This window comes from Alteromonas sp. V450 (genome assembly GCF_001885075.1).
Lineage (GTDB): Bacteria > Pseudomonadota > Gammaproteobacteria > Enterobacterales > Alteromonadaceae > Alteromonas.
This window is the reverse complement of record NZ_MODU01000004.1, coordinates 2079430-2104052: the sequence shown is the minus strand read 5'-3', so window position 1 is coordinate 2104052 and position 24623 is coordinate 2079430. Positions and strand designations below refer to the sequence as shown.

24 protein-coding genes are annotated in these 24623 nt (G+C 42.8%); 17 read left to right on the top strand and 7 right to left on the bottom strand.

Annotation, left to right across the window (positions count from 1 at the left end; all coding sequences use genetic code 11):
• Positions 1-5 precede the first annotated feature (5 nt).
• The 4 genes from BK026_RS09225 to BK026_RS09210 form a co-directional block, all read right to left on the bottom strand.
• Entirely contained in the window at positions 6-389 is a 384-nt protein-coding gene (locus BK026_RS09225) for a hypothetical protein (protein ID WP_071815604.1), read from the bottom strand.
• A gap of 14 nt (positions 390-403) precedes the next feature.
• Positions 404-1201 carry a DUF3800 domain-containing protein gene (locus tag BK026_RS09220; protein WP_014951205.1) on the bottom strand — a complete coding sequence of 266 codons (798 nt, stop codon included), beginning with the start codon at positions 1199-1201 and terminating at the stop codon, positions 404-406.
• A 767-nt stretch (positions 1202-1968) separates the two neighbouring features.
• Positions 1969-3132 carry a hypothetical protein gene (locus BK026_RS09215; RefSeq protein WP_071815603.1) on the bottom strand — a complete coding sequence of 388 codons (1164 nt, stop codon included), beginning with the start codon at positions 3130-3132 and terminating at the stop codon, positions 1969-1971.
• A 180-nt stretch (positions 3133-3312) separates the two neighbouring features.
• Complete coding sequence (locus tag BK026_RS09210; protein WP_071815602.1) at positions 3313-4827, bottom strand: serine hydrolase; 1515 nt, start codon at positions 4825-4827, stop codon at positions 3313-3315.
• Between the two features lie 253 nt (positions 4828-5080).
• On the opposite strand from BK026_RS09210, the gene BK026_RS09205 reads away from it, so the two are divergent.
• The gene (locus BK026_RS09205) at positions 5081-5452 is read left to right on the top strand and encodes a VOC family protein (protein WP_071815601.1); all 372 of its coding nucleotides are present in this window, start codon (positions 5081-5083) and stop codon (positions 5450-5452) included.
• A gap of 66 nt (positions 5453-5518) precedes the next feature.
• On the opposite strand, the gene BK026_RS19655 is transcribed toward BK026_RS09205, so the two are convergent.
• Entirely contained in the window at positions 5519-5656 is a 138-nt protein-coding gene (locus BK026_RS19655; protein ID WP_177247901.1) for a hypothetical protein, read from the bottom strand.
• Between the two features lie 264 nt (positions 5657-5920).
• Between BK026_RS19655 and BK026_RS09200 the strand changes: the two genes are divergently transcribed.
• The 4 genes from BK026_RS09200 (at position 5921) to BK026_RS09175 (ending at position 10009) form a co-directional block, all read left to right on the top strand.
• Complete coding sequence (locus BK026_RS09200) at positions 5921-6346, top strand: hypothetical protein (protein ID WP_071815600.1); 426 nt, start codon at positions 5921-5923, stop codon at positions 6344-6346.
• Positions 6347-6458: 112 nt separating this feature from the next.
• A protein-coding gene (locus tag BK026_RS09190) for an IS3 family transposase (protein ID WP_143142110.1) occupies positions 6459-7663 on the top strand; the annotation gives its coding sequence in 2 pieces (ribosomal slippage) (positions 6459-6831 and positions 6831-7663; 1206 coding nt in all).
• 602 nt (positions 7664-8265) lie between these two features.
• A complete protein-coding gene (locus tag BK026_RS09180; RefSeq protein WP_071815597.1) occupies positions 8266-9456 on the top strand; it encodes a PQQ-dependent sugar dehydrogenase in 1191 nt (396 codons plus the stop codon).
• Positions 9457-9586: 130 nt separating this feature from the next.
• Entirely contained in the window at positions 9587-10009 is a 423-nt protein-coding gene (locus BK026_RS09175; RefSeq protein ID WP_071817576.1) for a DUF3010 family protein, read from the top strand.
• A gap of 76 nt (positions 10010-10085) precedes the next feature.
• On the opposite strand, the gene BK026_RS09170 is transcribed toward BK026_RS09175, so the two are convergent.
• Together BK026_RS09170 and BK026_RS09165 are read right to left on the bottom strand one after the other, a co-directional pair.
• Positions 10086-11219, bottom strand: a complete 1134-nt coding sequence (locus tag BK026_RS09170) for an aspartyl/asparaginyl beta-hydroxylase domain-containing protein (protein ID WP_083575059.1) — start codon at positions 11217-11219, stop codon at positions 10086-10088.
• Positions 11220-11474: 255 nt separating this feature from the next.
• Positions 11475-12731 carry an IscS subfamily cysteine desulfurase gene (locus BK026_RS09165; RefSeq protein ID WP_071815596.1) on the bottom strand — a complete coding sequence of 419 codons (1257 nt, stop codon included), beginning with the start codon at positions 12729-12731 and terminating at the stop codon, positions 11475-11477.
• Between the two features lie 444 nt (positions 12732-13175).
• Here BK026_RS09165 and BK026_RS09160 point away from each other — a divergent pair, with 444 nt between their 5' ends.
• From BK026_RS09160 to BK026_RS09105, 12 genes are all read left to right on the top strand, one after another.
• Positions 13176-13958 carry an ABC transporter permease gene (locus BK026_RS09160; protein ID WP_177247900.1) on the top strand — a complete coding sequence of 261 codons (783 nt, stop codon included), beginning with the start codon at positions 13176-13178 and terminating at the stop codon, positions 13956-13958.
• 91 nt (positions 13959-14049) lie between these two features.
• Complete coding sequence (locus BK026_RS09155) at positions 14050-14247, top strand: hypothetical protein (protein ID WP_071815594.1); 198 nt, start codon at positions 14050-14052, stop codon at positions 14245-14247.
• Positions 14248-14365: 118 nt separating this feature from the next.
• On the top strand, positions 14366-15283 hold the full coding sequence (locus BK026_RS09150) for a TOMM precursor leader peptide-binding protein (protein WP_071815593.1): 918 nt from the start codon (positions 14366-14368) through the stop codon (positions 15281-15283).
• Positions 15280-16686: a YcaO-like family protein gene (locus BK026_RS09145; RefSeq protein WP_071815592.1), complete on the top strand. Its 1407-nt coding sequence runs from the start codon at positions 15280-15282 to the stop codon at positions 16684-16686. Before BK026_RS09150 ends, BK026_RS09145 begins: the two co-directional genes overlap by 4 nt.
• A 40-nt stretch (positions 16687-16726) precedes the next feature.
• On the top strand, positions 16727-17563 hold the full coding sequence (locus BK026_RS09140) for a SagB/ThcOx family dehydrogenase (protein WP_071815591.1): 837 nt from the start codon (positions 16727-16729) through the stop codon (positions 17561-17563).
• A gap of 19 nt (positions 17564-17582) precedes the next feature.
• A complete protein-coding gene (locus BK026_RS09135) occupies positions 17583-18962 on the top strand; it encodes a hypothetical protein (RefSeq protein ID WP_071815590.1) in 1380 nt (459 codons plus the stop codon).
• Positions 18952-19905, top strand: a complete 954-nt coding sequence (locus BK026_RS09130; RefSeq protein WP_071815589.1) for an ATP-binding cassette domain-containing protein — start codon at positions 18952-18954, stop codon at positions 19903-19905. The genes BK026_RS09135 and BK026_RS09130 overlap by 11 nt, the downstream gene beginning before the upstream one ends.
• Before the next feature lie 8 nt (positions 19906-19913).
• A complete protein-coding gene (locus BK026_RS09125) occupies positions 19914-20189 on the top strand; it encodes a MoaD/ThiS family protein (RefSeq protein ID WP_071815588.1) in 276 nt (91 codons plus the stop codon).
• Positions 20190-20193: 4 nt separating this feature from the next.
• Positions 20194-21321, top strand: a complete 1128-nt coding sequence (gene moeB, locus BK026_RS09120) for a molybdopterin-synthase adenylyltransferase MoeB (RefSeq protein ID WP_071815587.1) — start codon at positions 20194-20196, stop codon at positions 21319-21321.
• Positions 21322-21333: 12 nt separating this feature from the next.
• Complete coding sequence (locus BK026_RS09115) at positions 21334-22572, top strand: YcaO-like family protein (protein WP_071815586.1); 1239 nt, start codon at positions 21334-21336, stop codon at positions 22570-22572.
• Entirely contained in the window at positions 22572-23897 is a 1326-nt protein-coding gene (locus BK026_RS09110; RefSeq protein WP_071815585.1) for a TfuA-like protein, read from the top strand. Before BK026_RS09115 ends, BK026_RS09110 begins: the two co-directional genes overlap by 1 nt.
• 12 nt (positions 23898-23909) lie before the next feature.
• Positions 23910-24602: a YIP1 family protein gene (locus BK026_RS09105; RefSeq protein WP_071815584.1), complete on the top strand. Its 693-nt coding sequence runs from the start codon at positions 23910-23912 to the stop codon at positions 24600-24602.
• Positions 24603-24623: the final 21 nt, after the last annotated feature.

Genomic DNA, 24623 nt, shown 5'->3' with positions numbered 1-24623 from the left:
AAGTGTCAACCTATTTCAGGACTAGTCAGATACTGATGTTCGAGATTACTTAAAACGTCGTTGAAATATGGTTTCGTTCTTAATGTCTCATACAATTCATTCTTTTTTGAATCTGACAGAGTTGTATAGCTACCCATGTATTGAAGCGGCGCAATTTTTTCACCCTCAAAGCAGTTATACGCAGTATCAATAAAATCAACAATGACTTTAGTTGCATTCCTATCGCCAAGACGAAGATATAATGACGACATCCAAATTAAGCACGGAAGCCGGTCGTTTACAAACGATGTTTCTCTCATCTTGTCGATTTGCATTAAAGGGGGGATGAACTTTTTGCCCACTTTTTTATGATCTTTTAACACCTTTCCTTGGTGGTTACTTTTTTTCATTCTTTTTTTCTACTTCACTTAAGTGATTTTGCAGGGAGCGGATATCTCAGCTCTACATTCTTCGTATGAATTTCACGTTGATCTCGCCTGATATCATGAAAATACCAAATATTAAATTTTCGCTCATAGTCCCAAGTGTCGTGTTTGAGCGAGTCCCAGCCTAAATATGATGCAATATGATTCGCCATATCTCGCTTTCTATCAGAGGTTACTTTTCCTTGAAACGCGCTCATAACTGCTCCCAACAGAAAGTCAGCCAGCTGTATTTGCTGAGAATCTTTTGAGTCTTTAGTCACAACTGTTTGAATCAGAGCATCACCGCCTAATTCTTGTTTTAGGATATTGTTAGCGATTGTATGAAACGCTTCGTCAGCCTTATTGTATCGCGACGGTAATGGGTCGACTTCGACTCGAAATTCTGATAACTGATTAGGATGTGCTTTTTTAACTGCTTTTATTTTTGAAGAAATAAGAGTTGTGAAGTGTTTTCGCATTGCAAGGTCGTAGTCACCGTCATGAAATGATTTATCTACCAATCCTTTTCTAATAACTATGCAATGAAAAGCCAGCCACGCGTGTTTGAAAAATACATCGGCAAGCTCTTTGTAAAAATCAATGTTATTTTTCTGATGAGCACGTTGCCATTTAATTTCGTTTGTATATCGATACTTTTCCCTAAGATTTCTGATGATACGAACAAAATCGCCGCGACGTTGGTACTTCATCCACAAGGAACCAAAACCGTAGTATACCTGCCCATCTATACCAGATTCGTCACAGGCAATATGCCAAATTAGCTTTCCTTTTGCCATTTATACACGCCTCCGTATGCATAATCATATTAAACAATGCAACATATAGTATTAGCAAGTTTAACTTTTAGTCAGGTAGGCGATGTTGTGAAAATTTGGACCTATTGACCCGTTAAGCGCTGATTGCACCAAACATTCCTGAACGACCGGAGTACGTACTTTTCTGCCGTTTAATTACAAATATTTGAACGGCTGCTTTTGGCACATAACCGCCTGTCGACAATAGAACCCTAACAATCAGCACAAACCGGAAGTTACTGAGCAAAATCGCTATTTTTCTTACAGCGACTATTTTTAACAGCAGAGTTCCTATTGGCTTTGAGGTGCATTCAAATGAGGTTCTGTAATCAAGTTGATTGGTTCAATCAGGTCTGAACCTTGAACAGACTAACCGGATGTGCTCCCAAACTATAATGAACCGCCTAATCCTTATGGTTCTTTTATGATGCATGAACTCCCAAACTTTAACTGAAATTAATGCACCAATAACTGAGGGTTAGATAGACAGCTTTTCCCAAACTTTATTGTTACGTGTCAGTGGTTGTGATTTTTGAATGAAGTTTCAAATAACAAAAACAAGTTTGAGACTTTAGTAAACTTTGAAAGTAAAAATAGTGCCCCAGTAATTGGATTGTCCAACTATTGGGGGTCACTTCAGCAGGCCCGCCTTTTTTATTTCTTTTGAACTAGCTTTTTCATCAGAAAAAGACTTCCTTGGTCTTAAGATTTCTGCCTCAGTACTGAAAAACAAAATACGTTAGCAAATGCTACCCGCAGTTTTGGTATGTATAGAAGAACGTGCCCTTTGCGTATATATCTACCACGCGTTCACCGTCATCCGGTAACCTAATGACTATAGAAGTAACGACACGATATTCATCTTCGCTCAAGTTAATAGGTTTGCACAAGATTGGCATTGAGGGGAGCTGGCCCATCATTTTGGCCTCGGCTAATGACGAGGAACGTGCAACCCCAAAGCTAAATGCTTGAGTGAATGTTCTTCCGGTGCTGGTTCTAGAAGCATTATTATTTAGACTAATTTCAACTGCGCCTTGGTCAATTTTAATGTCCAAGACAATCACAGAACTATCTTTAAGAAAGATTTTTACCTTAAATGTGGAAAGTTTATCTATGTTTGATAAATCTAAGGCGTTAGTAAGCACTACGTTAACAACGGTTTGCAATTTTTCCAGCGAATCAATGAAGGCGAAAAACAGCGCATTGTCTGCTGCACCTTGATCTATCGATTGATTTAGATAATCGGCGCAAAAGGATAACGTACTTTGATAATTAACAGCCGTTTGACAATGTTCTTTAATTTTATCAAGAAAGAAATCTGTATTGCCGTTTTCATCAACTACCGCCCCATCTGCTCGCTGCGTCATGGTTAGCATTCTATCTATATGTTCTTTTTTGACGAGTACGTCATTAAAACCTTCCGTAACAGCAACTTCATCTTGTGTCGGCGTAACTGTGCGAATGTTCTTATGCCCTTGCTGCAGAACGCTATCGTCTGCATAAAGTAATCTGGGCGTTATCTCGATAGCGTATTTCACAGTGGTGTCAGCATCAATATCAAAAAAAGTGAAGTAGTCTGTTATCGTCCCATGATATTGCGCTTCAAGGCAGGCAAACCCGCCACTGTCGCAACTTGTTTGAATTTCAGGTACGTGGCTGAAAGATTCTGCGTGTTGTTGTTTGTTAATTGGGCAGCTTGGAATTGTACTGCCCAGCTTTGTTGAACAAATTAGCGCGTTATTACTGCCATTTGCATAGGTAAAAAAACTGAGGAAACAAAGCATAAAAGCGCTAAACCATTTTATAGGTGTGCACGTCAACGATTTGGAAGTACTACTCAATAATGCTTTTAATGTTTGAATTGAAGGTAGGCTTGAAAAAACGATATTGTATTTATTTGAACGCTTATACATATATATTCCTTGTGTAAAAATCCTTAAAAAACTGACGCAATAATTGCAGGACGCAACAATTGCTGATGACGCCAAACCTCAATGAAAGTATCAGTCTTTTTTTTGCAACAGCGCATAGGTAGCAATTGCTAATTTAGATATGTTCAAAATATTTACATCGCTTCAGATAATCTTTTGTGCTTATTCTTTTTCCCTAACACCCCGAATATTCCCATCCATCACAAGCGCCTCAACCAGCCTATTTTCATTATCCATCTCAAAACGAACACTACTGCCGTTCTTAGCAAAGAATTGGCCGCCACCCTCATGAAAATATTCTTCATTTTCAACATAAGGTAATGCGTTAAGCACAAAGCCATTGGTTGTTTTTTCTAGCACCACATCAACAATAACTGGCTTTGTTACCGTATAGGTGCCAATGTACTGGTCTAATTCTTTTTGGCTAATTGGTACTAGGTTTTTTACTTCAGCTTCCGAATAGCCAACGCCTAATGCTTCTTTCAAGCGTATTTCTAGCTCAGTGATTAACTGCCTGCCGTTGTTGCCGTTTGTCATAATGGCGTAGCCGTTGCCCGTATCTAGCTCAATGTATAGCTGCGACATAAACCCTGCATCTGCGCCGCCGTGGCCAAAGCCTAAAATTTTTCCGTTGTCATCCATATTGATGAAAAAGCCGATGCCAACATTGGGTGCATCATTGGTTGGCGTATTGTTGGTTAACATTTCTTGCGCGGTAGCTTGCGATATCCAGTCCGTTTTTTGCCCTAAATATGCACTGCGTACATTACTCGCCAACTTCAACATATCTGATGGTGTACTCCACATGCCTGCCGCAGCAAGCGTAGCGTAGGTATGCGCACCACCTTTAATTGGCGAACCGTCACTGTCGTATGGGGTTGCCATATTGTTGGATAGGTTTGTCGTTATGGGTTGTTCGAAGCCAGAACGTGTCATACCTAAAGGTTTAAACAACAGCCGTTGCGACATGGTTGGCAAAGGTTCGTTAGCTACGTCTTGCAAGGTAAGTTGTGCAAGCGTAGTGCCACCACCGGAATAACGCATGCGCGTGCCCGGCTTAATATCAACAACTACTTCGCTGGTGTTTGCAGGCGCTGTGCCTTCTAATACTTGTTGCAAAGTTGGCACTGGTTCACCCGCTGCGTAACCAGGGAAGCCATGCACTGTAGTACCCGCCGTGTGGCTTAATAATCGGCGTAACGACACCGCTTCTTGGCCAGTCCATTCGTGTTTGGGTAATTGCCAGCTAGTAAGTAAAGTATTAACGTCTGCGTTTAAATCTAGCGGGTTCTCTTCGCGATATTTCATCAAAACTGCTGCAAATGCGGGCTTAGAAATACTGCCTGCTTGGAATACTGTGTCTTCGTTAACAGCCAACTCGGTTGTTACATCTTTAACGCCGCTTTGCATAGTCCAGGCTACCTGTCCATTTCGCATAAATGCCAAAGACACCCCTGGCACTTTGTAGTGTGCCTGTCGTTGCTCTAAAGACTGGAAATCAACCGGTTGCCCTTCAATGCGAATCCGACCTGCTAGCCCCGTCTTTAATAGGTTGGCTTCTTGTGTTTCTTCGACAGGCGAGGGAGAGGCCGTTAAGGTTTCAGGCTCCGCGCAGCCTAAAAGTGATGCAAGGCAAATAGAGAGTGTTAAGGCTGTGAGTGTCGTGGTTGAGTTCATAAGACGTATTCCGTAACGCATTGTTTTCCATGGAAGGGTCAGACTACGTTGCTATGCTTACCCCGTCAATCGGTCTTCTGCGAAGGAGTAGTTACAAAAAAGAGTAGCGACAAAAGAAGTGCCTTTACCCGCGGGCACCTCCTCAGTAGCTAAAAACAAGTACCGAAGTGCGTGCACTTCATAGTGCGAACTTTTTCTCCTGTTTTTCGTAGTCATTTCACAAACAATAAAAAGCAATGAATAAGGGCTCACATTGATTAACTACATCACATTAGGTACAAAAGATATTGAAGCTGCTGCACAGTTTTACGAGAAACTGCTAGAGGATTTTGGCGTAAAGCGTTTGGTTAACATGGACAGAATTAAGTACATCGGTAAAAACATGAAAGAACCGATGGTTGCAGTGTGTATTCCTTATGATGAACAAGATCCACACCCGGGTAACGGCAATATGTTCGCAATAGCGCCTGGTAGCAAAGAGAAAGTAGATGCCATGTATCAAAAAGCATTATCGCTTGGTGCCACGTGCGACGGTGAGCCGGGCCAGCGCGTACCCAAGTTGTTCTATGGCGCCTACGTACGTGACTTAGATGGCAACAAGATTTGTTTTAACTTTTTTGGGTAGTGTGAGCTATCTAAATGTTTACGCTCTCAGCGCATACTGCCGTATGCGCTGAGCTGTGTAATTTACTTAAATACCCGTGAACACGTTATTCATCAAGTAAACGCCAATTGATAAACATAACAGGCCAAGCCCCACCATAGGCACCATCATTGTTGCTACCACCTTAGCGGTTTCTTTACTCACTTTGTCTCTATTTTTACTCATGTCTAAACCCTCGCTAATACTCTGAATAATTATACTTTGATATAGACAACAGGTTTTAGTGGTAGGTGGCTGATTTTACAACAATATTTTTTAACCTTTGTATATAATTTGTTAAGTTTTAACAGCTGCTTCTTAGTTGCATAATCAAAAATGTTAACGCTTTACGGGCTATTTAATTTTTGATTTCAGGTTAAAAAGTATACAGTTGGTGGTTGTTACGCTATTATGAAATTCATGCATGTTCATTAAGACAAGGAAACGGCCATGAAATCACGCTTACTGTTACTTCCACTCTCTCTTTCGGTGCTCTTAGGTGCATGTTCAATGACTGAACCGGTCTATGAGTCTCAACTGACAGCTTTTGAAGGCAATAGTGTAGAACAAATCAGAGAGGCGTTTGGTGAACCTAACAGTACTTCAACGCTTTCAGACGGTCATCAGTTAGACGTATTTCTTTTTGTATCTAAAGGTGCCGTTCGTTCGGGTTTCAGAAGCATGAACAATCAAATACAAACGTATCCGAATGACAGCCAAAGTATGCTTGTTGGTCACAACATGTATGCTGCTAACACGCCTCGACTAGTCGACAAAGTTTCATGCAAAGTAGAAGCGCTTTACAATGCTGAAGGCGTGGTGAAATCAATGTCTGAAAAACCGCTTGGATGTGTCACTGTCAGCCAGGAAAGCTAAACATGCGACAATATGGAACGATATAGAAAGGGTGCTTTAAGGCACCTTTTTTGTTTTTAGTGACCCATCCTAAATAGCGTTGACACTTTTCAAACTTATTTTGGAGAGTGTAATGAAATCAAATAGCAGAAGAACTCAACGTGATTATTCCCTCGCTTTTAAATTGGCTGTTGTAGACCAAGTTGAAAAAGGCGAGTTCACCTACAGGCAGGCTCAAGATCACTACGGAATACAAGGTTGCTCAACTGTTTTAGTTTGGCTTCGTAAGCACGGTCGTTTAGATTGGACGGATGGAACACCGAAGTTTCTAACGCGAGGCCACGTCGTGGATAAACCCAAAGCAGAACTCACCCCCGAACAGCGAATTAAAGCGCTAGAGAAAGAGCTTGCTGATACAAAAATGAAAGCTGATTTCTTTGAAGCCGTTGTAAATGTCCTTGAAAGTGACTATGGAGTAAGCGTTGTAAAAAAGCGCAAAAGAAAGTCATCCAAGAAAAAGTGATAGGCGGAGTGTCCGTTGCCAAAGCCTGTCGTTACCTGAAGATTTCTCGTCAGGCTTACTACCAATACTGCGCTCGCTCACTCAAGCGCGAAGCGCTTGAAGGTCAAGTCATTCAGTTCGTCCGTCAGGAGCGAATGATGCAACCTCGCATCGGCACTCGGAAACTACAGTATCTGCTTGCGCTCGAAAAAATGGATATCGGGAGAGACCATCTCTTTAATTTACTGAGAGAAAAGCGGCTATTGGTGCCGACAAAGCGCGCGTATCACAAAACAACCAACAGCCATCATCGGTTCCGTCGTCACCCTAATCTCATTAAAGCGGGTTTCAAAGCAGAGAAGCCCAATCAGCTTTGGGTAGCGGATATCACGTACTTACCGACGCGAAGTGGAGAGAGTTATGTAAGTCTCATTACAGATGCTTATTCGCGGAAGATTGTGGGCTATCAGGTTGACGATAACATGCGAACGCAGTCAGTAAAGCAAGCATTTACTCGAGCGCTTAAACAAAAAAGTACAAAAGAAAAGCTCGTGCATCACTCAGACAGAGGTATACAGTATTGTTCAGAAGAGTATCAAAAACTCCATAGAAAACATGATGTACAGTGCTCGATGACAGATGGCTACGACTGCTATCAAAACGCCCTTGCAGAGCGAATAAACGGTATTCTTAAAAATGAATACTTACTCCATAAGCCACGAGATTTAGAAGAAGCGAGAAAGATGGTTGCAGAGTCAATAGCAATCTATAATGGTAGGCGGCCACATCAGGCCCTTAAATACAAAACGCCCGATGAAATACATCGGGCGTTTTAACCGAAATAAGTGTCAACCTATTTCAGGACTAGTCATAGTTTCGCCAGTTTACGTCAGCTAATGCGCGCCATTTTTAATTGCACAAAAAACAATGGTTGCGACCATAATGTACGTAGTCAGAAAACGCAAAGCCAAAGCCAAAGCCAAAGCCAAAGAACAATAGATAAGAGGAAGCAGTTAAACCACAAAAAGAAAAAAGCCGCAATCAGCAACGTGATGCGGCTTTCCGAGCTGGGCTGAAAAGACAGCCTTCTAGAGCAATTACGTTAAAGGGGTTAGCTAGAACGACCCTCACTCATAGCTGCCTGTCCAAATACCTTAACTCTCGACATATGATCACCTCCTTACATTCGTTGCTAAAACTACATTGAAAATAGCATAGGCGCGGTTTAAGTAAAGCGTTGCTTTATTAAAGAAAGTTTAGGCGAGTGCCCAGCGTTTAAAAATACAAATTACGCAACCAGTACGACAATATAAACCTGTTTAATTAAACCTGCGTAATGAACAATAACCCAAACACTTTGCGATACCGGTTGACGTGTAATTAACACCTCAACGAGTAGCTTGAAGTACGCAAACCCTACAATAAGGCTATAACGTCGATGCAAACAACAAGTAAGCAGAGCACCTGCAACGTTAAGAAAAACGCACTTTTGATAACACTTCTTGCTACCTCTTTTTTGTCCTTTGCGCAGTCAACCCCTTCTGAACAAATAGAAATGACGGGTAGCAATGGCACAGTCGTAACAGGCAGCGTACTTACTTCTTTTAATAACCCGTGGGCAATGGCATTTTTGCCAGATGGGCACAGTTTGGTAACGGAAAAAGGCGGCACACTGTGGTTACTAGATAAAGAACAGCAGCAGCGTTTTGCAGTAAAAAACGTGCCGAGTGTTACCGCGCGGGGGCAGGGCGGTTTAGGTGATGTTATTGTTCATCCAGAATTTGCGTCCAATAATACCCTTTATATTTCTTACGTTGAACGAGACGACAAAAACGATGCGTTTAGTGGTGCGCTAATAGAGCGGGCAACGCTAACTATTACTGATACCGACGCCACACTCTCTGATAGGCAGGTAATTTGGCGTCAATCACCAAAGATGACCGGCAATGGGCATTATTCGCATCGCATGGCGTTTTCGCCCGATGGACATTTGTTTATCACCTCGGGCGAACGACAAAAATTCACACCTTCTCAAAACATGGCAATGAATTTAGGTAAAATTGTGCGCTTGAATGATGATGGTAGCGTGCCAGAAGACAACCCTTTTTATGGTCAAGGCAGCGTAACTGAGCAAATTTGGACATTAGGCCATCGCAACCCGCTTGGTATCGACTTCGATGACGAGGGCAACCTATGGGTGCACGAGATGGGGCCTCGCCATGGCGATGAACTTAATATTATTGAGCGTGGCCGCAACTACGGCTACCCCACTGTGTCTCAGGGCGATCATTACTCCGGCGTTAAAATTCCAAATCACGAGGACTTTCCTATCTTCAAGTCACCAGAACTAGCGTGGGTGCCCGCTATCAGCCCCGCGGGCTTTATCATTTATAAAGGCGATAAGTTCAGCGATTGGACAGGCAATGGCTTTATTGGCGGATTATCGTCAAAAGCCCTGGTGCGCGTAACAATGCAAAAAAATGATAAAGGGAAGTGGAACGTTCAAGAAGCAGAACGCTACGAATGGGGCAAGCGCGTGCGCGAAGTTGAACAAGACAGTATGGGCAATATTTATGTGCTTGAAGACAAAGAAGGTGGGCGACTGATTAAACTGGTTTCAGCAAAGTAGTGCACAATTTACCTGCGTGCCATTTTTTGCTGACTATAAGCGCATCTAAACAGGAAAAGAAAAATACGGGTTGGTAAATATCTGCACTAATTCACGTTATAATAATGGGCAAACGTTATTAGGAATGAATATGAAAGTTTGTGGTGTAGATTTAAAAGGTAATGAGGCAATTGTTAGTTTGGTGTCGTTAGCTGACGGGTTGTTTCATTTGCCCGACTGCCGTACCCGCCGTTTAACCCTTGCCGATACAAGTGCAAAGGGGCTTAAAAGCTTTCAAAGCACGTTCGCTAAGTTGGTCGAAGATTACAAGATTGACACAGTGGTCATTCGTCAGCGTCCTAGCAAAGGTAAATTTGCAGGTGGTGCCATTGGTTTTAAACTCGAGGCCGCCATCGAGCTTATTGAAGGGCTGGAGGTTGTTGTATTCAGCCCTACAGATATCAAGGAGTCGCTGCGTAAAAATCCGCTCGCCGTGGCGTTTTCTGAAACGGGATTAAAACAGTTTCAAGAAACCGCCTTCACAACGGCCTATGCTTGGTTAATGAGCAAATAAAGGCTGTCGCGCTTTAGTCGTGTATTACAATGTGCCCTTTATGGTTGATGTAAAAAGTCATCAACGATAAAGGCGCTTAAGCGCCAAAATTATCAATAGACTCACAAAGCACACTGATTGCTTCACGCTCATCCTCATTAAGGTCTGGGTGCCACACGTCGAAAATTAAGATATCGCGCTTGCTGTTGCTTCGGTTCCACGCCTCGTGTTCTATACTGTCGTCGAATATCATTAACTCGCCTTTGCGCCAATCGCGGGTTTCGTTGCCCACCCGTAAACTACAATTTGGCGGCACAACCAAGGGCAGATGGCAAATTAATCGCGTGTTAAAAAAACCGTTGTGAGGCGCGATATGACCGCCTGGGTTTAATCGCGAAAAAAGTACCATAGGGCCGCGACCAGGCACTTCAGCTAATGGAACGTTGTTGAGTATTTCAAGGGTTTCAGTACACACATCGGCATACTGATTAACGCGTTTACCGTCTTTTATCAAAAACAACGCCTGCCATTCATCGCTATCAAGCAGTGAATGTACCCGTCCTGTTGGCCCCTGTTGATGGCGCTGTAGGTAGGGCTCAAAGCCAGCGCTGTCAGTAATTTTTTCTAATTCGTTTAATATGACAGACGTGCCTGCCATCACCTTATCTGCCCAATCGAACATCTGATTGGGATAAAATTGACGGTGGGGTAACCCTGGATAGTAAAACGCCCTAGGCTTTGAGTAAAACATATCAGCCTCACCACGCAATAACCTCATAGCTTCTTGAAAGCGGGGTAGTTTTTGCGACTCGGGTGATGTAACCATGGCGTCGCTTATATGGTTGTGCATCTCGTTGGCAATATTTTGATAGCGGCTCTCTATACGAGGAAGGGCAGCTTGAATATCTGACGGCAGTTGCGCTGCTACTGCGGCTGCTTTAAGTGCACTTGCATAACACTGCATTGCCATACGCTTTTGCTTGGCGTCAAAATAGATATCTCCTTTCAAAATTAGCGCTGAAATATCATGAGGGGCGAAAGTTAATGCTGCATCAATCGCAGATAGTGCTGCGTCTACGTCGCCACTTCCCCTACAGGCAACAGCCAACGCTAAGCCAATAGACAAACTGGGTATAGTGCCTTGGTACAGCTCATTTATCGTTTTGCGCGCCTCGTCAAAGCGCCCAGTTTGAAGCATCTGGATAATTTCGGTAGGTATTGAACGTGACATGATAGGCGGTGTAGACAATTAAACATAAAAATTATGATATATAAATAAGGGGAAAGAGTACACAACGCGCTCGCCACCACTTACCCAGCTGATTTTTAGTGCCCTTTATTTATTATGCCTATTTTTCAAATGGCGTTGTACTTGAACGAGAATTTTTGTTTTTGTTCTATTCTCGCCTAATCACTGCCCCGTAAAACGTTATTTAGATATTCTGTAAACAAAAATAACACCGGGAGGTCAATCAAGGCTTCTATGTTATAAGAGCGAATTTGAATATAGGGTTACTGGTTGCTTATTCACTAAATGAGTTGTGCTGTTAATCGTTGCATTACGTGGTGTATCCCTGACACAACGCTTCTCTCGCAGATTAAAAATAGCACGTTTGATAATGTCTACGGCCTCATGTATTTCGTTCGTTGTAGTAAATCGACCAATACTAAATCTAATTGAGTTTCTGGCCTGTTTGTCCGTCAAGCCTAGCGAAGTGAGTACGTACGAGGGTTTTGAACTAGATGAGTTACACGCTGAGCCAGATGAAACCGCTAAGCCATGTAGTGCAGCGATAAGATCTTCGTTTTCAATATGTTCAAATCTTACGTTGATATTATGGGCAACACGCTGCTTTTCGTCACCGTTTAAGCAAATGCCTCCTATTGACATCAACCCCGAGTAAAGTGTGTCGCGCAGCTGTGCGATTTTTTTGCACTCAAATTGCATCTCTTTCTTTGCGAGCCGAAATGCTTCGCCCATTCCGACGATTTGGTGTGTTGGTAGCGTACCTGAGCGTAAACCTTGTTCGTGTCCACCACCATGCATTTGAGCTGTTATTAAATGCCAAGCGGCGCGTGAAGCATATAGAGCACCAATTCCCTTTGGCCCATATGTTTTGTGTGCAGAGAACGACATTAAATCTACGGGAAGTTGCGTTAAATCGATTGCAACTTTTCCCGTGCTCTGTGCCGCATCAACGTGAAATAACACGTTATTGTCTCTGCATACATGTCCAATTGCTTCAATATCTTGAATGACCCCAATTTCATTGTTTACATGCATAATGCTCACTAAGATTGTGTCATTTCGAATTTCACTTTTAAGCTGTTCAATATCAATTAAGCCGTTCTCCAAAGGCGTTAAATAAGTGATTTTGAAGCCTAAATTTTCAAGTGCATGCACACTATCTAACACGGCCTTGTGCTCTGTACGCGACGTAATAATATGATTTCCCTTGCTCTGATTCGAAAGGGCCACACCCTTAATTGCAAGGTTGTTTGATTCAGTAGCACCTGAAGTAAAAATAATTTCATCTGGGGCGGCGTTTACCAAGCGCGCCACCTGGCTCCTTGCGTATTCTACCGCCTCTGAAGCCCTCCAACCGTATACATGTGAGTTCGATGCTGGATTTCCGAAGTTACCTTCTTTAGTTAAGCTCGCCTGCATTTTTTCCGCAACTCGAGGGTCAACGGGCGTAGTTGATGAATAGTCTAAATAAATAGGTAGGTTTATGTTTTTCACGTTCGCTCCAATAAGTATCTAATGCTGAATTCATAAATATTCAATCAACCTTTCAATAAGACTTCATAGTCACATACGATTAACGTCTTGTTTCTTATGCTTCAGTTAGCACTTATTTGTTAGGCTAGATTTAAATGCAGTCGACTTATTTACCATTTACGTAAACGTTGAATATTGCACGCGAAGCGTAGGTGTCAGACTGTCCCGTCTTTATATTTTTTTAAAACCCGCAACACCACTGTCATTTGTGACAGTAAATCGATGAACTCACAATGTTGAATAACTTTGATTTTATTTAAATTGTTGATTTTATTAATTTAAATTTTATTTTATTTATCTGGCTGTTAGTTCTTACAGCTATTTTTTCGAAAATTTTAACGTACATTTAATCCATCGAAACAACACAGACAATGTGAAAAACGGAGTCAAGCGATGGAAACAACTATGAATTCAAACCAATCAAATGCAGGCGTTTTACTGCGCTTAATTTTGATTGAGTTAAAGGAATACTTTCGCAACGTACAAGCCGCTTTCTGGACTTTCTTATATCCAATGGCAATCGTTTTCTTCTTAATGCTTGCGTTTGGCGGCGGAACGGTTGATGGCGGAATAGGGGGGTTATCTTACGGTTCTTATCTTATATGCGGAATGCTCGCAGTAAACATAATGTCGATGGGTTTTTTCGGCTTTGGCATCCCATTCATGGAGGCGCGAAACCGAGGGGCATTCAAAATGTACCATGTTTTTCCCGTCTGGAAGTTTTCGTACATATCGTCTTTCGTGCTCTCCAGGGTCCTCGTGGTGGTGTTGTTTAGCTTGGTATTTGTTGCTGCTAATAATCTGATCTATGGGCTGGGCTTGGATTTGACTGTTCATAAAATGTTTAAGCTTTCTGTTGTCGTTGGTTTCAGTGCGCTGGCTTTTATATCGATGACTTTTTTACTCGTCTCTTTCATGAGTAAAACGGCAACTGCAACAGCTGTGCTCAACATAGTGTTTTATCCAATGATGATTTTTTCAGACCTGTTCATTCCTGAAGAGTCGATGATGGAGCAGCTGGCATGGATCAACCAGGTCTCACCTTTAAGTTTAACCGCGGTTTCGTTTAGAGAAATAGTAATTAACGACGTGACCTTAGCATCTCAATTCAATCTTTTCATGACGCTTGCTGCTATCGCAATAGTTTGCATGCTCATTTCACTCAAATCTTTTCAATATAGGAGGTAACAGAAGACCAGTAAATTTTAAATAAACCTTATTAATTTTAACTACTTAACACAATTTTACTTAATTTAAATATACAAATGGAATCTTAAAAATGATGAACAACCAAACTCAAATCGCAACTGAAATCCGTGCAACTGAAGCAACTGAAAACAAAGCTGATGAGCTGTTTGATATGTACGTTTCTTCTGAGCCAACACAGTTGTATTCAAGTACTGGTGCTGCAGTTTCTGTTGGTCGCTGTAGCTGTAGCTCTCACGTAGCAAGCTGCTGCTGTAAGGCTCTTAACTAGTACTGAGTTCTAGGGCTGTGGGGGAATGTGCATGCCGTTTCAATGCACATTCTGCCCCTCCTTTTTAAATCATTTTAAGTTGAACATTTATAAATTAAGCAAACTAGAGAGAAAAGTTATGGATATTTTAAAACTCCATCCATCAATCAACATTCTGGACCTAGGCGGTAGCAATATACAAATTAGAGTACCAGACGGCGAACATCTTAGTTTTGATACCCGAGGCTTGTCGCTAGAACCATTGTTTTCACTTCTGAAAACAGGTGCAACACTTGACCAGGCGTTATCAATGTTTGATGTCAAGGACCGCAACAAAGTAGCGCATCTTATAAGTGGTCTTCAAGATCGCGGCCACATCACACATAACAGTGATTACTTTGGTTCATCTGACTACTTACTTAATGTGCTGGACTATTACATACAAAGTGCTGTTCGCATGGGAAGTGATGAAGCGGCGCTAAAGCGAAAAACAGTCTTTGTAACCGGCACAGGGCTTATTGCAGATACAGCTCGCGCTACATTAAGAAAAATAAATCTCTTAAATGACTCTCGTGAAGCCGCCGACTTGGTCATGGTTGCAAGTGACAGTAGTGACTTTGATCTGCTGTTAGAAGAGAACAGGAAGGCCATCGAAGATTCACAGCGCGTAACGTTTGTTTACCGTGTTGATTCTAGATTAGTTATCGGTCCTATTGTTTATCCAAAAGAGAGTGCTTGCTTCAACTGCTTTACAGAACGTTTGCGCTCAAATACCTATTTTATCAACGAGTTTGAGTCGTTAGTTTCACAAAAGTCAGAAGTAGAGATCACTGATGAGAGTCAGGTTTTATCTGGATTGCTGCAGTTTTACATATGCCATCACGCCGTATTTGCATTGTTTGAGCTGTTTGAAGGTGCTGCGCCAGGCGAAGTTTTTGAGTTTGGCTTAACAACCGGAACAACGAAAAAATCGCCCGTGTTGAAATTACCACGTTGCGGAACTTGCGGCAGAGGAAAGCAAGGCGAAATTAAACGCGCAGTGAGGGATTTACTATGAGTATCTCATCAATGACTCGGTCTACTGAATCGGTACCGCAAAGCGACGAGCAAAAGCTAACAGCCGTGCTACAAAAAGCATTAGACAAAAATACGGGCATCATCAAAAAGATGAATATTGTGCCACTGCAAGCTGATGAGCCACCTATTTATATAAGCATGGCGGAGTTTGTTGAAAGCACTAAATTACCCCCAAGACGCATAAACACTGAAAAGTGGCAGTCTGTTTCAAAAGATATAGTTGCAACTGGGAATGTATTCGACCACATGAAAGAAGTGGCAGTGCATTCAAGCGGCGCCGCACTTGATGAGATCAGCTCGTTGTGGGCTACCACAGGTGAAGCTTTTGAACGCTACGCTATGACGTTGGAAATCGAGGGTAACGAAAAAACGTGCTTAGAAGCAGAGCTAGATGAACCGGTCATTGATGTAGAAAAACTCATATTGTTTACACCCGAGCAATACGAAAAAGACAACTTCATGTTTCGCCCTTACCGTGCAGATCGCCCGTTGAGATGGGGAAAAGGCATCAGTCTAACAAATGGCAATACCTATTATCTTCCCGCAGATCTGTACTCGCCGTATGCGCCTGCAACCGAGTTAACAGGGCCACTTGTAGCCTGCTATTCAACAGGGTATGCCGCGGGTCCAGACTACAAATGGGCAATAAAGTCGGGGCTTTGTGAAGTGGTGGAAAGAGACGCCTTCATGTTTTATTGGCTAACCAAAAATACGCCTCCCCGTTTGGACATGCAGTTACTGAAGCCTAAATTGTCGGCCAAGCTTCAAAAGCTTATCGATTTTCAAGGTGTTGAGGTGTCTGTTCACTGGCTGAAAACAGATGTCGACTTACCTTCAATCGTATGCTTTTTGAATGCGAAACGCGGACGAGGTTTTGCTATGGGTGCATCAACGAACCTCTCATGGGAAGTAGCAGTAGAGAAAGCGATCTTAGAAGCGTATCACACACTCAATTGGACAGTTGATTTGGACCGTTGGATGTATGAAGAAATTGAGCTTGAGGGGATCAGTGATTTCAGCGAACACGTTCGCTTCTACCTAAACGAAAAGAACCATCATTTACTTGATTTCATTCTTAAAGATAACGAACACGATGGAACCAGCGAATTTCTCGCCCAGTTCGAAGGAAGAAATATTGAAATTGATGATGCCATTGACCAGCTCACAACGTTGGGTTTTGAACCACTGGTAGTAGACCGCACAGGAGAAGACTTAGAGTCCATTGGCATTGTGGTCTCTTGCGTAGTGATTCCAGGCATGCACCCTCTTCACGTTGGGTTAGGTTCAGAGCACCTCGACACCAGACGACTAGAGCAAGTAGCCAGCAACATCAACGTTCCTATGCCACAAACGCTTAATTTAGATCCTCATCCTTTCCCATAGGATTTATGAGCTAACAAGATAACTTAACGGAATAGCGAAAATGAAAAACGCAAACATCAATAATTATTTGAGCGATTTATCAATAGAAGTTGCTGATATGACGCTTATTGAAGAGCTACACGAGTCGACTAAGTACTTTCCTTCAACTATGCACAAAGACACGCCTAGAATTGTGGAATACTTAACATCTCAACGTGCGATTTTAGAGACGTCACAAAACACAAAACACTTCGTTTATGCACAAAAGATAGTGCTACCTGAGCCAATGAGCACTAAAGCTAGCCTAGGCGACTGCTTGCAAAATCGTCGTACAGCAGGCTTATTTAACGGCGTGAAGGTAGATTTGCAGTTACTTTCAAACGTACTCGGTGCTTCTATGGCGCCAACCAAGACCGTTATTGTCGATAAACAAACCGAATTATCAATGTCGCTGCGGCCCTATGCGTCCGGTGGTGGACTTTATCCCGTTGAAGTCTATCCAATCTTACTTGATGAAAAAGAAGCACACGCGTTAATCACGCACTACAACCCGCTAAAACACGAATTAAGCGTTATAGATTGTGTTGAGCGTCAACAAGTACTTAACCAACTCAACGATATGGATAACCGTCTTGGTATGGCCTCGGTAGTCTTTATGGTATCGGCTGTCATGCCTAGAGTAACGGTGAAATACGGTACTCGCGGACATCGCTTTGCGTTGTTGGAAGCCGGGCACATCACGCAAAACCTTTCACTCTGTGCTGTTGGAAATGGTTTATCTACTCTGCCGTGGGGCGGGTTCTATGACGACCAAATCGCCGATTTGATGAACGTCGATAATGTAGACGAAATAATTTTACATTGCATGGCAATGGGCCATGAACAACTAGAACACTAAATTTAAGCGAGCCCTGGTCATGAAAATACAATCAACAGCGAATCGTTTCGTACAGCAATTACTAAAAGCAGTAAATCTGCCTGAAGGCAATCCACCTCAGGAGAGTTTTAACTTGCTTAGGACTGCGTTAACGCTTGGTCCCGCTGAACATGTTTTGAAAAAAATTATCAACGGTGAGCAAGTATTGAGAAGCCAGGGTAAAGTTTTTTACTGTAATGAACCTAGTTTTGCTCATGCTGATGTTGTCGAAAAAGCACTTGGTTTTTTGCGAAGCGAAGGGCTTACGCCACCAGATTTGTTGCTTGTTGATATAAGTATTTCTCACCAAGATGTGGGTTCTATGACCCCTTTTTGCCAAGGTAAAGCAGCATATATTCGCATTTCTGCTACAAGTGAAGCTCACCTTTTCGAAGTGTTAGTTCATGAACTGGTTCATGCATCAGTATTGTCTGGCCATTTGTTTCTCGACGAAGCCATTGCCTATTACTTTGAAAACAAATGTATTGGGGGCACGTTACTTTCCCAAATAAAAAGCAGTAAAGGCAGCGCGCTTTTAAATTGGCGCTTATTGCTGGAATACAATGAAAAAGATGATCCTCTCTTCGACAAATTAATGCCTGGTAGCGGTCTTCTTATCCACGCTTTTGGCGCCGTACTCATAGAACAACTAGTGAATAAGGTCGGTATCTCAGGTGTGGTTGCGTTCTACAATGTTGTTGCCGCTCAAGGAACAAAAACCGATCTGGTTAGAAAAATAGAGCGCTTGTTGGAAGAAAAAATTGAAGACATAGAAGAGCGTGTTGGCCTTCGTGCGCCACTTGAGCAAACAAATTCTACCTCTGATCATCAATCGGTATTGATAAGCTTTGTAGCTTGTCACCAAGAAATCATCGACAAGGCGTACCGGCGGTTTCTTTTGTCTGACGTTAGAAGTGATTCGCTCTGCGAAATACAAAATGGTATTGAGCTTACTGTTTTAACCTCTATCGGCGTAGAAAAAGCGACAAGTAAAACCTTGTCTAGACTGGAATTTCACATCCTACAGTCTCGTTTTCAATGGTACGAAGAACACTATTACGGCTCAAATGGCTATTTCATGTTCCGTGGATTATTCAACCTTATCAAGTCATTCACCCAAACAAATAGATTAGAAGAGATTTTCTATCTCGAAGAGGCCAACGCAGACCTGGAAATGGCCCTTCAACGGCAAGAGGCGCCAGCTTTTGTTAAAGCACAAATGGCTAAGCTCAGCTATCACAGACTAAAACACATCGACGCAAGCTTACAGCCGGCTATTCGGCTTTATGAAGACTTGCGCAGCATACCCGAATTTAGCAACGCAGTGGCACCAGTTATTGAACAACTAAACGAGTTGGAAGGAGAAAGAAATGCAGCCTGAATATATCATCGAAATAGAAAATTTAGCAGTAGACGGTCACAAGTCCTTTGAGCTAACGGTTGGCGACTTTCAGCTCAAAAAAGGCGACATGGTGTCTATCATCGGCGCAAATGGAAGTGGAAAGAGTACTTTCATAGAAAGCATTTTGGATCTGCGTCACCGCAAAGCCGGAAATGTCAGCTTGCTGGGGAAACAGTGGCCTTGTGCAGACAATCGCTTCGACGTGCGCAGAAACTTAGGCGTTCAGCTACAGAGCATCGCTTATCCGGAAAACTATCGTGTTCAAGAATTAGTTGATTTGCATCACGCGCTATACCCACTTACCAGTGAAATGGTGTACAGCGCGTTCGGCATTGAGGAATTAATTAGCCTTATTTACGGAAACTTGTCGAAGGGGCAAAAGCAACGGGTAGATTTGTTCATGGCAATGGCCCACTTTCCAACGCTTCTTATTTTAGATGAACCCAGCTCAGGGCTGGATAAGTCTTATCAAGCTGCACTGGTTAATGTATTGCGCCGCCGAAAGGCTGACGAAAACTTAACCACACTAATGTGTAGCCACGCTGATATGGAAGTTGAATTATGCAATCGCATTTTGTGTATGCAAAACGGCCAGATACAGCAGGATTTGTCTGGGGATGTGCTAGCGCTAAACAAAACCCAGTTTGGCACTAACAAGCTTACGCTTAAAAGAACAGAGCAGTGGCTGAATAATCAAAGTGCAAATGAGATTAAGGCGCGCAACGTTGTAAAGCACATAATCGAAGATGAAGAGGACGAAGTGCTTCTATTCGGTGATGAAGACATTTTTGATGAAGGTGTTTATTGCATTAGTTCAGGTTTGGGCTCGGGTATGGATATGCAAAAAACATCAACAAGTGATGTGCTCCGTATCCTGATTGGCTTACAGCAAGCTAACCCTTATAGCAACTCTTACAAGTGAGAAATATCATGACAATCCTAATCAAAATACCTACTGGACTTAGACGCTTTGCTGAAAATACAAGCAGCTTAAGTGTTGAGGCTGACACGGTAAGCGATGCCTTGCTAGTTTTGGCCACCTCGTATCCAAATCTTGCCAACAAAGCCATGAGTAAAGATGGTCAATTAAAGAGCTTTGTGAGGGTGTTCGTTAATACGCAAGCTATTGCTGCTAAAGACTTCGAACAGGTAAAGCTAACCAAAGGCGATGAAATCGCCTTAATGACCGCTATTGCAGGAGGATAAGGCAATGATGGACGATACAACCTTAACACATCGAGAACTTGTTCGTTATGCACGCCAAACTTCACTGCCGGAAGTTGGTGTTGAGGGGCAGAAAAAGCTAAAAGGCGCCAAGGTATTACTCGTAGGAGCCGGCGGGCTAGGCGGTCCTATTTCACTGTATCTTGCTGCAGCCGGTGTTGGAACACTTACCATTGTAGATTTTGACCATATCGAGTTAACCAATCTACATCGTCAAATCATGTTTAGTGCCGATCAGATAGGACAAAGTAAAGCGCAAGTAGCAGCGAAGAAGTTGCGCGCACAAAATCCTGATATTGCTGTGAATGTTGTCGAAGAACGTTTAGATAAAAGCAATGTGCTGAAGTTGGTAAGTGAGCATGATGTGATTGTCGATTGTACCGACAATTTCGCCACGCGTTATTTGATAAACGATGCATGTGTAATTGCAAATAAACCCTGTGTATTTGGTTCCATTTATCGTTTTGAAGGCATGGTTACGGTTTTTAATTTCGAGGGGGGGCCTTGCTACCGGTGTTTATACCCAGAAGCGCCACCTGCAGAAGTCGCGCCTTCCTGTGCTGAAGGTGGCGTACTTGGTATTTTGCCAGGCGTCATCGGGTTACTACAGGCAACTGAGGTTATCAAAATATTGCTTGGTACTGGAAAAATCCTTAAAGGAAAGATGCTTACTTTCAACGCGCTAGAGATGTCCTTTGATAGCTTTGAATTTCATCGAGAAGAAGACTGTAACGCGTGTAATAACGAAGACCTTGAACAATGGTTCAGCGCTCAGTCTGAACAAGAGCAAACCTGCAGTTTAAGCAAAAGTGATGAAGATATTGAGTTAACTGTTAAACAAGCCGCCTTACTGCAAGCCAATAAAAAAGTGACGCTAGTTGACGTTCGTTCAAAGCAAGAGCGTCAATATTTGCATATTGATGACGACTATTGGCTGCCATTAAGCGAAGTGAATGAGCAATTAGATAGCTTGCTGAACATTGACGGTGCCATTGTTTTTTACTGCCAGTCAGGGCTGCGTTCAAAACAAGCTGCACAATTGCTAAAAGCGCATGGGTTCAAAGATGCTTACAGTTTATCGGGCGGTGTATTCGCCTGGCATGCCGCAGCGTAAAAGGGGAAAAACATGTCAGTAATAAATATCAATAGTGTTACTAAAAAGCAATTTTTCGCAGGAACCCATCGGTCTAGAGCGCCGGAGGAGACGTTAGCGGATTATGGCAGGTACATGAAAGAGTTCGGTATTACGCGTTTAGCGAATGTCACCGGCTTAGATACTATCGGTTTACCCGTTTACGTGGCAGTAAGGCCCAACTCTCGTACGTTGGCAACGTCACAAGGAAAGGGCGATAGCGCAATTACGGCAAAAGTTTCAGCGATGATGGAATCGATTGAAACATGGCATGGAGAGCGCGTTGAGTGTCCTATGAAGTTCGAGTCATATAATGAAATGAAAAGACTGGAGCGTACTGTCGACGTTTATAAATTACCCATGAAAAAGAATGCGCAGTTTTCTCCTACTCGGCCCATTCATTGGGCAAAAGGCACAGATCTTAAGTCGGGTGAAGATATATGGGTGCCTTATGACACAGTAACGGTGAACTTTGTTCAACAACCGCATTATCAGACCATTTTTGCGATGACTAGCAATGGGCTGGCGTCAGGTAATCAACATATAGAGGCTACGCTACACGGGCTTTATGAGGTTATTGAGCGTGACGCATGTGCACTGTGGGAGGCGCAATCCCACGACAATCAAATGAAAACGCTGGTCAATTTGGATGAAATTGAAAATACCTACTTAAAGAAAACGATTGCTAGCATTCGCGCGTCTGGGTTGCAGGTGTTTGCATGGGATATAACGAGTGATCTCGGTATACCTTCATATCAAGCTATCGTCATGGAAGATGCCGATTCTCTGGATTTTAGACCCGTACCGTCTTGTTCGGGCAGTGGAACACATTTGAGCGCGGAAATCGGCTTGTCTAGGGCAATTAACGAGGCAATTCAGAGCCGTTTAACTTTGATTTCAGGAAGTCGAGACGATCAGTTTCAGAGCGACTATACCGAGTCAGGCAGCAAACAAGCGAATAAAGATGCGTTAGCAATGCTACGCGCATTAACACCCCGCTTATCCCTCAATCGACACAAAACTGCCGCAACGGAAAGTTTTGAAGGCGATTTAAAAATATTACTGGCGCAATTAGAACAGTTTGGTTTCGACACGGTGGCTGTTGTTGACTTAACCAAACAGAAATTTGGAATTCCCGTTGTAAAGGTCATTGTGCCTGGGCTCGAGTCGCTGACGTCTAGTGATATTCGACCTGGCTCACGCGTTGCAACCATCTCACAAGGAGCAGCATAATGTCGATCGCTATATTCATAGGTCCAAGCTTGGCACTCAGTGATGCTAAAAAACTCATTGATGCAGACTTTTATCCGCCAGCAAAGATGGGAGATATTATTCGTGTGCTCAACACGCAGCCCAGTGCTATTTGTATCATTGATGGTTACTTCGAGCATACTCCAGCAGTGTGGCATAAGGAAATACTCTATGCGTTGTCTGAGGGGGTCCCTGTGTTTGGAAGTTCAAGTATGGGCGCACTGCGAGCAGCCGAACTGGATGTATATGGTATGCAAGGTATTGGAAAGATCTACCATCACTACACATCTGGAAAAATTGAAGACGATGACGAAGTAACTGTGCTACACGCCTCTGCTGAGGATGGATATTTTAATCAATCTGATGCAATGGTGAATATTCGCTTTGGCATGGAGACAGCGGTTTCCCTTGGAATAGTGACCGTTGAAGAAGCCAACGCATTGGTCGCGCTGCAAAAACGTCGCTTCTATCATCATCGCAGCTGGACGTCGTTAATCGATGACGCGAAGGAAAGGGGTCTAGACGCGAAGCGTTTGGCCGGGCTCATTGCGTTTATCAATGAGGTTAAGCCCAACCAAAAGCGTGATGATGCGATTGAGCTCTTAAAGTACGTGGCGAAAGTTAAGCAAGAGGGTATTGCTCCTTTTGTGCCGTCATTTGACCTTGAAAGCACCAAGTTTTGGGAACAAACGATGCGTCAGTGCAGCGGCACGAAAGGTGTAAATGGGTCATCTATTGATAATCAAAAAGTCGTCGATCATTACCGCATGACTAATCCGCGTGAGTCACTAGTCGTACAACAAGCGCTAACAATGATGCTTGTTGAACAGGAAATAAAGCTTAAATCTTTCGACGTTATTGAGCCTCGCGAAGCCTTGGACGCATTCAGAAAAAGACGCAATTTAGATTCACCAGAGCAATTGAAAGACTGGATGGTTGAGCGAGAAGTAGGTCGAGACGAGTGTCTAGAACTCGCTAAAATTGAGTCGTATATCCCGGCCATAAGCCAAATTGGGGCGGATAAATTTGATCATTTTATGGTACTTGCCTTAAAAGAACGCGGTTTGTTCACCGCAGTACGGGAAGAAACTAATAAGAAGTTGCACGCAGCCACTGAGCTAGGACTTGAATACTCCAACACAGATGATGTAGCGACGATAGAGCGAGCGTTGAGTTGGTATCAAGAGCGGTATGGAAATATTAATACCAGTTTATCCAGAAGAGCCGCTGAATGTGGATTTCAGTCTCAAGAAAATTTTCTGGAAGATGTTTGCTTACACTACCTTACTTCAACGCTTGTGGACTAATAGGAGCTTATCATGGCTATTTCTCAATCTATTAACTTACTCAATGTTTACATCGCACCTAGCACCAGTTTTGCGAATACAGAAAAACTTAAGTCTGCTACCTGGTTAAGCTTGCTGACTATTATCGGGCTAGTTTTTTTAGCAAACACCACTTTCTTTGCAGATATGACCCCAGAGTGGATTGTTGAACAACAGATGCTGCAAATGACAGATTTAACTGATGGCGAACGCCAGCAAATAGCGACATATATGCTAGAAAGTGCCGGCTATACCGGCATGATTAGCGCAATAATTAGCACTGTTATGCTAGTAATAAGTGTGCTTGTAACAAGCGCTTACTTTATGTTTATCGGTCGCAGAGAACAAAGCCTAAGGTTCAAGGAGTGGTTTGCGTTAAGCGTTAAAATGCAACTTCCCATAGCAATTAATCTGTTGGCCTTTTTGTTTATCTTATTGTCCACAGGTCACCCAGAGCAGCCCATATCTTTGCTTAACTTTGCATCAGTAAATCAGCTATTTGTAGGTTTACAGCCAGGGCACGCTTATTACACGTTTGCTGAGTCTATCAATGTGTTTTATCTATGGAGCATACTTATTGGAGCATACGGCCTGCATGCGCTATTGGGGAAAACAATGCGTCGCTCAGTGTTGATTGTCAGTGTTCCTTATCTTCTTTTCTTCGCTATTTGGGGCCTAAGCATCTAGGCAACGAAAAGATAAATTTGG

What these genes read in the sequence shown, in the direction of transcription:
- BK026_RS09225 (WP_071815604.1), bottom strand. Translation starts at nt 389, where the DNA reads ATGAAAAAAAGTAACCACCAAGGAAAGGTGTTAAAAGATCATAAAAAA.
- BK026_RS09220 (WP_014951205.1), bottom strand. Translation starts at nt 1,201, where the DNA reads ATGGCAAAAGGAAAGCTAATTTGGCATATTGCCTGTGACGAATCTGGT.
- BK026_RS09215 (WP_071815603.1), bottom strand. Translation starts at nt 3,132, where the DNA reads ATGTATAAGCGTTCAAATAAATACAATATCGTTTTTTCAAGCCTACCT.
- BK026_RS09210 (WP_071815602.1), bottom strand. Translation starts at nt 4,827, where the DNA reads ATGAACTCAACCACGACACTCACAGCCTTAACACTCTCTATTTGCCTT.
- BK026_RS19655 (WP_177247901.1), bottom strand. Translation starts at nt 5,656, where the DNA reads ATGAGTAAAAATAGAGACAAAGTGAGTAAAGAAACCGCTAAGGTGGTA.
- BK026_RS09200 (WP_071815600.1), top strand. Translation starts at nt 5,921, where the DNA reads ATGAAATCACGCTTACTGTTACTTCCACTCTCTCTTTCGGTGCTCTTA.
- BK026_RS09180 (WP_071815597.1), top strand. Translation starts at nt 8,266, where the DNA reads ATGCAAACAACAAGTAAGCAGAGCACCTGCAACGTTAAGAAAAACGCA.
- BK026_RS09175 (WP_071817576.1), top strand. Translation starts at nt 9,587, where the DNA reads ATGAAAGTTTGTGGTGTAGATTTAAAAGGTAATGAGGCAATTGTTAGT.
- BK026_RS09170 (WP_083575059.1), bottom strand. Translation starts at nt 11,219, where the DNA reads ATGTCACGTTCAATACCTACCGAAATTATCCAGATGCTTCAAACTGGG.
- BK026_RS09160 (WP_177247900.1), top strand. Translation starts at nt 13,176, where the DNA reads ATGAATTCAAACCAATCAAATGCAGGCGTTTTACTGCGCTTAATTTTG.
- BK026_RS09155 (WP_071815594.1), top strand. Translation starts at nt 14,050, where the DNA reads ATGATGAACAACCAAACTCAAATCGCAACTGAAATCCGTGCAACTGAA.
- BK026_RS09150 (WP_071815593.1), top strand. Translation starts at nt 14,366, where the DNA reads ATGGATATTTTAAAACTCCATCCATCAATCAACATTCTGGACCTAGGC.
- BK026_RS09145 (WP_071815592.1), top strand. Translation starts at nt 15,280, where the DNA reads ATGAGTATCTCATCAATGACTCGGTCTACTGAATCGGTACCGCAAAGC.
- BK026_RS09140 (WP_071815591.1), top strand. Translation starts at nt 16,727, where the DNA reads ATGAAAAACGCAAACATCAATAATTATTTGAGCGATTTATCAATAGAA.
- BK026_RS09135 (WP_071815590.1), top strand. Translation starts at nt 17,583, where the DNA reads ATGAAAATACAATCAACAGCGAATCGTTTCGTACAGCAATTACTAAAA.
- BK026_RS09130 (WP_071815589.1), top strand. Translation starts at nt 18,952, where the DNA reads ATGCAGCCTGAATATATCATCGAAATAGAAAATTTAGCAGTAGACGGT.
- BK026_RS09125 (WP_071815588.1), top strand. Translation starts at nt 19,914, where the DNA reads ATGACAATCCTAATCAAAATACCTACTGGACTTAGACGCTTTGCTGAA.
- moeB (WP_071815587.1), top strand. Translation starts at nt 20,194, where the DNA reads ATGATGGACGATACAACCTTAACACATCGAGAACTTGTTCGTTATGCA.
- BK026_RS09115 (WP_071815586.1), top strand. Translation starts at nt 21,334, where the DNA reads ATGTCAGTAATAAATATCAATAGTGTTACTAAAAAGCAATTTTTCGCA.
- BK026_RS09110 (WP_071815585.1), top strand. Translation starts at nt 22,572, where the DNA reads ATGTCGATCGCTATATTCATAGGTCCAAGCTTGGCACTCAGTGATGCT.
- BK026_RS09105 (WP_071815584.1), top strand. Translation starts at nt 23,910, where the DNA reads ATGGCTATTTCTCAATCTATTAACTTACTCAATGTTTACATCGCACCT.